This window comes from Alkalibacillus haloalkaliphilus C5, assembly GCF_000269905.1.
GTDB classification, from domain to species: domain Bacteria; phylum Bacillota; class Bacilli; order Bacillales; family Alkalibacillaceae; genus Alkalibacillus; species Alkalibacillus haloalkaliphilus_A.
Genome location: NZ_AKIF01000156.1, coordinates 1 through 6,700, shown reverse-complemented (window position 1 = coordinate 6,700; position 6,700 = coordinate 1). Strand labels below are relative to the sequence as shown.

Annotated in this window: 8 protein-coding genes; 7 read left to right on the top strand and 1 reads right to left on the bottom strand. The window is 36.8% G+C overall.

Going from position 1 to position 6,700, the window contains the following annotated elements:
* Positions 1 to 155 precede the first annotated feature (155 nt).
* Entirely contained in the window at positions 156 to 974 is an 819-nt protein-coding gene (locus A194_RS0113620; protein ID WP_017187371.1) for an undecaprenyl phosphate translocase family protein, read from the top strand.
* Positions 975 to 1,057: 83 nt separating this feature from the next.
* Here the strand turns inward: A194_RS0113620 and A194_RS0113615 are convergent, their stop codons facing one another.
* Positions 1,058 to 1,843 (bottom strand): histidinol-phosphatase HisJ family protein, encoded by a 786-nt coding sequence (locus A194_RS0113615; protein WP_017187370.1) that lies wholly within the window; start codon positions 1,841 to 1,843, stop codon positions 1,058 to 1,060.
* A 125-nt stretch (positions 1,844 to 1,968) separates the two neighbouring features.
* Here A194_RS0113615 and hisZ point away from each other — a divergent pair, with 125 nt between their 5' ends.
* From hisZ to A194_RS0113585, 6 genes are all read left to right on the top strand, one after another.
* Positions 1,969 to 3,210 carry an ATP phosphoribosyltransferase regulatory subunit gene (gene hisZ / locus A194_RS0113610; protein ID WP_017187369.1) on the top strand — a complete coding sequence of 414 codons (1,242 nt, stop codon included), beginning with the start codon at positions 1,969 to 1,971 and terminating at the stop codon, positions 3,208 to 3,210.
* The gene (hisG, locus tag A194_RS0113605) at positions 3,197 to 3,850 is read left to right on the top strand and encodes an ATP phosphoribosyltransferase (protein ID WP_017187368.1); all 654 of its coding nucleotides are present in this window, start codon (positions 3,197 to 3,199) and stop codon (positions 3,848 to 3,850) included. Before hisZ ends, hisG begins: the two co-directional genes overlap by 14 nt.
* On the top strand, positions 3,840 to 5,123 hold the full coding sequence (gene hisD / locus A194_RS0113600; protein WP_017187367.1) for a histidinol dehydrogenase: 1,284 nt from the start codon (positions 3,840 to 3,842) through the stop codon (positions 5,121 to 5,123). Before hisG ends, hisD begins: the two co-directional genes overlap by 11 nt.
* Positions 5,124 to 5,141: 18 nt before the next feature.
* The gene (gene hisB / locus A194_RS0113595; RefSeq protein ID WP_017187366.1) at positions 5,142 to 5,726 is read left to right on the top strand and encodes an imidazoleglycerol-phosphate dehydratase HisB; all 585 of its coding nucleotides are present in this window, start codon (positions 5,142 to 5,144) and stop codon (positions 5,724 to 5,726) included.
* 15 nt (positions 5,727 to 5,741) lie between these two features.
* The gene (gene hisH, locus A194_RS0113590; protein WP_017187365.1) at positions 5,742 to 6,356 is read left to right on the top strand and encodes an imidazole glycerol phosphate synthase subunit HisH; all 615 of its coding nucleotides are present in this window, start codon (positions 5,742 to 5,744) and stop codon (positions 6,354 to 6,356) included.
* Positions 6,353 to 6,700: HisA/HisF-related TIM barrel protein (locus A194_RS0113585; RefSeq protein ID WP_017187364.1), on the top strand; the 348-nt coding region annotated here is incomplete at its 3' end. The genes hisH and A194_RS0113585, both read left to right, overlap by 4 nt.

Below are 6,700 nucleotides of genomic sequence, written 5' to 3'. Positions count from 1 at the left end.
GTTGAAACGTTACAGACTGTTTATCAAGCTAAGCCAGAAATTATACGTCATCCAAAATCAAATATCCCACAAATTTTATTATAAAACCAATAGTCATACACACAACTTTTAGTATAATAGAATAAAGTAGGACAAGATGGAAATGGGGATTATTAATGATTGAATGGCGGAACTTATACCGCGGTGGCCTTATGGGAATCAGTGATCTAATTCCGGGGGTCAGTGGTGGAACAATCGCGGTCGTTTTAGGTATTTATCAACGGTTGATTGAAGGAATAAATGGTATTTTCACACGTGACTGGAAGCGTCATCTAGCGTTTTTAGTACCATTACTAGTCGGTGTGTTGTTAGCTTTATTTTTATTATCTAATCTCGTTAATTGGCTTTATGAAAATTATCCAAACCAGATACAGTTTTTATTTTTAGGGTTAATTGTTGGGATTATTCCAATGCTTTTAAAGAAGTCTGAATATAAGAAGACATTTAACGGGCAGCATTACGCATTATTTATTTTAGCGGCATTTCTTGTCGGTTTAACAGCCTTATTCCAAGAAGGAGTAGCAGAAACTATTACAACTTATGATAGTTCGACTTACGTGTTGTTGTTTTTATCTGGTTGGCTCGCCAGCTCGGCAATGATCTTACCTGGTATTAGCGGGTCGATGTTATTATTGATTGTTGGCATGTATCCGACATTTGTTTATGTATTAAGTGATGTTGTCATAGAAGCTTTAATACCATTAGGTTTAGGTATTGTTTTTGGTATTTTAATTATGAGTAAGATTATTAAGTACTTCTTAAATCAGTATTTTTACCAGACATATGCACTCATTATTGGACTGGTTTTTGGTTCATTATTTGTCGTGTATCCAGGCTTTGAAGAAAGCTTCATGTTAAATGTATTAAGTATACTATTAATCTTTGCAGGCATTTACGCAGCCTATTTACTTGGAAAGTTAGAGCATCAAGATTAAGTATATAACAAATTAAGAACCCCGAACGAATTCACAGTATGATTTCGTTCGGGGTTTCCTGTTAATCAACGTTATAATCACATTTACAGCTTATGAAATTGTGGTTCTCGGTTTTGGAATGTCGAGACATATTTAAATCCAATGTCTTTTAACAAATGATATCCTTCATCGATTCGATCGCCAACTCGTTCAGGCTTGTGGGCATCAGAACCAACTGTAATAATCTCTCCACCCATATCATAGTACAACTGCAATATATTACGACTCGGTAACAATCGATTCATGTTGTATTTATAACCTGACGTATTAATTTCAATTCCTTGGCCGCGTGGAATAATAATTTTAAACATTTCCTCAATAACATCTAAAAAGTGATAAACACCTGGCTCATATTTATAACGTGTGACCAAATCTAAATGACCTAAGATACTAAACTGATCGAAATCCCTCACACATTTATATAGCTCCGTATAGTACTTTTCATATGCTTCATTTAATGATTGGCCTTCAAATAGATTTCCTGAATGTAAGTCTTTCTTATTCGTCGTATGCATGGAAGCAATAATAAAATCAAAGTTTTCTTCTTTTAACAGTTGATTATACCGTTCAGTTAAATGTGGTTGGAGGCCAAGTTCAATTCCCTTATGGATGTTGATTTTATTTTGATATGCAGTTTGCATTTCTTTAATTCTTTCATCATACCGATGTAGATCCACATCAAATACGATTGAAGGGTCTGGATAATCATAATCGATATGTTCTGTGAACGATAATTCTTTTACGCCTCTTCTAATTCCTGCTTCAATCATATCTTCCATTGGCGCTTCACAATCTGCTGAAAAGTTCGAGTGCATATGGTTATCAAACATGTTAGCTCATCCTTTCTATTAATCTCATTTTAACTGGTTGACAGTTTAAAAGACAATGGATAAAATGTTATTAATCTTTATTCTGATAAAGTGATAAACAAATAGAGTGATAAAGGGTGTTTTTAATGGCTTTTAGTCAGCAGTTGCCTCAAGGGGTTACAGATTTATATGCACACGATTATGAGTTGAAGCAAGCATTAACTGGACAATTACGGCATGTGTTAAGTAGCTATGGATATCGACCAATTCAAACGCCAACGTTCGAATATTATGATCTGTTCATGAGTGTTCCAGGAACGATGGATTCCGATCAAATGATTAAATTAATAGACCGTGATGGCAAAGTGTTAGTCTTGAGACCAGATGCAACTGTACCAATTGCTCGCATGGTATCTCAATCACAATCAGAAGTAGAAATGTATAATAAGTTTTTATATGTTACGAATATTTTCAGAATGGAAAGTGGTGAATCAGACCGGTCCTCACGTTCATTTTCACAAGTAGGTGTTGAATGGTTTGATGATGCACATCCATTAAATGATATAGAAATGATTGTTATGGCAATCGAATCATTAAAACAATCAGGCTTAAAAAATATACAGCTTGAACTAGGTCAGGCGGGGTTCTTTCAATCGTTGTTACAAGAAGCGGGATTAACGGAACAACAACAATTGGTCGTCCAACAAAAAGTTGATGAAAAGAACGAATACGAGCTAAGTCGCTTGTTAAAACAATATCAAGTAAACGATCAAATTAAAAACCAATTAATCCAAATACCGAATTTGTTTGGCTCACCTAAAAGTGTTTTTACAGAAGCTGAAAAAATTGCTGTTAATCGTGGAATGAAGCAATCACTTAAAAGATTGGTCGAATTAGTTAATCAGTTAGAACAACTAGGGTATGCTCACTACATTTCAATCGATTTAGGGTTAGTGAACCATTTGAATTATTACTCAGGAACGATGTTTCAAGGCTATATAGAAGGTTACGGAAAACCGATTATTCAAGGTGGACGGTACGATCAATTAACGAAATACTTTGATTTAGAAACAAGTGCTATAGGTTTCGGTATTTATTTAGATGACCTTATTTCGATTGTTAAAAAGCAACAGTCATTTAAAACTAGTCAACCTGAAAAAATTGATGTTGTAACGGAAGAGAAAGATTTCGTTAAAGCAATGGAGGTTGCTCAAGAGTTAAGAGGGAAAGGTGTAGTCGTTAATATGCACTATGAGAATGATTCAAATACTGGAGATCAGGTCATTTACCTTTCTGAGAAAAAAGTAGAAATAAAAGGTGAGACATTTACTTTTACGACTGTTGAAGATTTCCTCACGAAGGCAGGTTTTGTGAATGGAAACAATTAAAATTGCGCTAGCTAAAGGGCGACTCGCTGATTTAAGTATTGAATTGTTTGAACAGATTGGACTTAAATTTACTTCTTATCATGAGAAGTCCCGCAAACTAATGTTTACTAGTGATGGTGGTCACTATGAGCTTATTTTAGTAAAAGCAACTGACGTTGGCACTTATGTTGAAAATGGTGCAGCTGATATTGGTGTTGCGGGTAAAGACACGTTGTTAGAAGCAAGTGTTGATGTGTTTGAATTGGTCGATTTAGGGTTTGGTCGTTGTCGTTTTGCAGTAGCGGGTGAACCTGGAGTTAGTCTGAATCAGTACCACCACTTAACGGTTGGAACTAAGTACCCTAAAATTACAAATGATTACTTCAAGGCTCAAGGCAAACAAATCGAGACGATTAAGTTGAACGGTTCAGTTGAATTAGCGCCATTAGTAGGATTAAGCGATGTCGTTGTCGATATTGTCGAGACTGGCTCAACACTTAAAGAGAACAATTTAGTCATTATTGAAAACATGATGGATATTAGTGCTAGGCTTGTCGTGAACAAAGCGAGTTTTAAAACAAAAGATGAGAAAATTCGTCCGTTAATCGAGCAAGTTAAATGGATTGTCGATTCAAAAGGAAGTGTCACTAATGAATGTTGAACAAATATCACACGAAGACATTGAAAAAGTAGTAAAGAAGCGACTAGCTCGTAATCAAGAAAATAACCATATAATTGATGAACGTGTTGAAGCGATTGTAAACAACGTTAGAAAAGACGGCGATCAAGCTGTTTATCAATATATAAGACAATTAGATGGTGTGGAGCTTGACGATTACAAAGTGTCGCAAGAAGAGATTGATTATGCCTTTACTCAAGTGGATGAATCGTTAATACAGATATTACAAGAGGCAAAAGAAAACATTGTAGACTATCACAAATTACAAAAAGAACAGTCATGGTATACGAATGATCAACAAGGCGTATGGCTTGGGCAACAAGTAAGACCAATTGAACGAGTTGGTGTTTATGTACCAGGAGGAAAAGCAGCCTACCCTTCGACCGTTTTAATGAATATTTTGCCGGCTAAAGTTGCTGGGGTTGAACAAGTAATTGTGACCACCCCTGTCCAACGGGATGGTTCAGTCAACCCAACGACAATTGTAGCTGCTTACATGGCTGGAGCTGATGAAATATTTAAAATTGGTGGAGCCCATGGAATTGCAACATTAGCGTATGGAACTGAAAATGTCTCTTCAGTTCATAAAATAGTTGGCCCTGGTAACGCATATGTAGCTCGTGCTAAAAAATATGTATTCGGTGATGTTGGAATCGATCTAATAGCAGGGCCAAGTGAGGTTTGTGTCGTAGCGGACGACGAGGCGAATGCTAAATTCGTTGCTGCTGACTTATTAGCACAAGCAGAGCATGATGAACTAGCGTCTGCAGTAGCAGTAACGACGAATAAGCAATTAGCAGATGAAATACAAGGTGAAGTCGAACGGCAAAAGAAAAAGCTTAAACGACAAGAAATTTTACAACAGTCCATAAACAATGAAGGCGGAATTTATGTCGTCAGTGATCTAAATGATGCATTTGAATTAGTGAACGAATTAGCGCCAGAGCACCTTGAGTTACAAGTAAGGAACCCATTTGAACAACTAGACAAAGTAAAAAATGCTGGTGCGATCTTTTTAGGTGATTATTCGCCAGAACCATTAGGTGATTATTTTGCCGGGCCAAACCATACTTTGCCAACGAGTGGCACAGCGAAATTCTCATCGCCATTAGGTGTTTATGACTTTATGAAAAAATCAAGTGTCATTTATTATAATGAGCAAGCTTTAAGTCGTGTGTGTAGTCAAGTTGAACAGTTTGCTGATGAAGAAGGACTTGATGCTCACAAAGAATCCGTGCGAATACGTTTTGAGTAAATGAGAGGTGACACGTCTATGCGACAAGCAACAATAAATCGAGAAACAAGTGAGACGACCATTGATCTATCACTTGTCATTGACGGAAAAAAAGAAGTAGATATTGAAACAGGTGTCGGCTTTTTCGACCATATGTTGACGTTATTTACTGCCCATGGATCTTTTGATTTAACGGTAAAAGCAGATGGTGACTTACAAGTGGATGATCACCATACGATAGAAGATGTTGGGATTGTATTAGGGCAAGCTTTTAAACAAGCGATTGGTGATAAGAGAGGAATTAAACGTTATGCAGCTGACTTTACACCGATGGATGAATCACTAAGTTTAGTGTCGGTTGATGTCTCTAACAGACCATATTTAGTCTATGACGTTCAAGGGTTAAGTGAAAAGGTCGGTACGTTTGATACAGAGTTAGTCGAGGAATTTTTACGAGCATTCGTTAATCAAGCCGGTGTGACATTACACGTGAAGCTCATTCATGGTCACAACAACCACCACATTATTGAATCGATCTTCAAAGGTTTTGGGCGTGTATTGAATGAAGCGTTGACTATACAAGATGAGAGTGGAGAAGTTCCATCAACTAAAGGAATGTTGTAAAGGTAGGAATAATAAATGATTGCAATTATTGATTACGGAGCAGGTAATTTAAAAAATGTTCAACATGCATTAAGTCTCTTAAACATTGAATGTAAAGTGACGGATCAACCAGCAGATCTCCAAAGTGCTGATGGCATCATTTTGCCTGGCGTTGGAGCATTTGGTGAAGCAATGAATCGCTTGAATGAAACAGGATTTACAGATGAGATTAAAAGTCATGCGAGTAAAGGTAAGCCTTTATTAGGTATATGTCTCGGTATGCAGCTGCTATTTGAGAAGAGTTATGAACATGGTGAACACATTGGGCTTGGTTTGATTGAAGGAGAGATTTTGCGCTTTGAACATGATTTAAAAGTTCCTCATATGGGTTGGAATCAATTGAAAGTAAGCAAACAATACAAAGAAGCAATAATTAATCAAAATGTTCAAGATGATGACTACGTATATTTCGTCCATTCTTACTTTGCTCAACCGAAAAACGAAGAAGATATTTTACATGCGACAAATTACGGTAAGCCATTTCCATCGGCTGTTAAGCGTAATCACATAATGGGGATGCAATATCACCCAGAAAAAAGTGCACGAGTCGGTATGCAAATGTTAAAGAACTTTGGGGGGATGGTTAGATGAGAATTTTTCCTGCGATTGATATACGAAATCAAAAATGCGTTCGATTGAAACAAGGTGATTATAACGAGCAAACAACGTATGGTGACCCTGTTGAAATGGCGCAAGAGTGGGTAGATGAGGGAGCGAGCTTTTTACATTTAGTCGATTTAGACGCAGCCAAAGGTGACCCATCAGAAAATTTAAATGTCATTAAACAGATTATTGATACCGTCTCGATCCCTGTTCAAGTTGGTGGCGGTGTGCGTAGCTTAGAACGTATTGAAGAATTAATTAATGTAGGCGTTAATCGAGTGATTTTAGGGACAGCTGCTGTTAAAAATCATGAGTTTGCAAAAGCAGCGGTC

What these genes read in the sequence shown, in the direction of transcription:
- A194_RS0113620 (WP_017187371.1), top strand. Translation starts at nt 156, where the DNA reads ATGATTGAATGGCGGAACTTATACCGCGGTGGCCTTATGGGAATCAGT.
- A194_RS0113615 (WP_017187370.1), bottom strand. Translation starts at nt 1,843, where the DNA reads ATGTTTGATAACCATATGCACTCGAACTTTTCAGCAGATTGTGAAGCG.
- hisZ (WP_017187369.1), top strand. Translation starts at nt 1,969, where the DNA reads ATGGCTTTTAGTCAGCAGTTGCCTCAAGGGGTTACAGATTTATATGCA.
- hisG (WP_017187368.1), top strand. Translation starts at nt 3,197, where the DNA reads ATGGAAACAATTAAAATTGCGCTAGCTAAAGGGCGACTCGCTGATTTA.
- hisD (WP_017187367.1), top strand. Translation starts at nt 3,840, where the DNA reads ATGAATGTTGAACAAATATCACACGAAGACATTGAAAAAGTAGTAAAG.
- hisB (WP_017187366.1), top strand. Translation starts at nt 5,142, where the DNA reads ATGCGACAAGCAACAATAAATCGAGAAACAAGTGAGACGACCATTGAT.
- hisH (WP_017187365.1), top strand. Translation starts at nt 5,742, where the DNA reads ATGATTGCAATTATTGATTACGGAGCAGGTAATTTAAAAAATGTTCAA.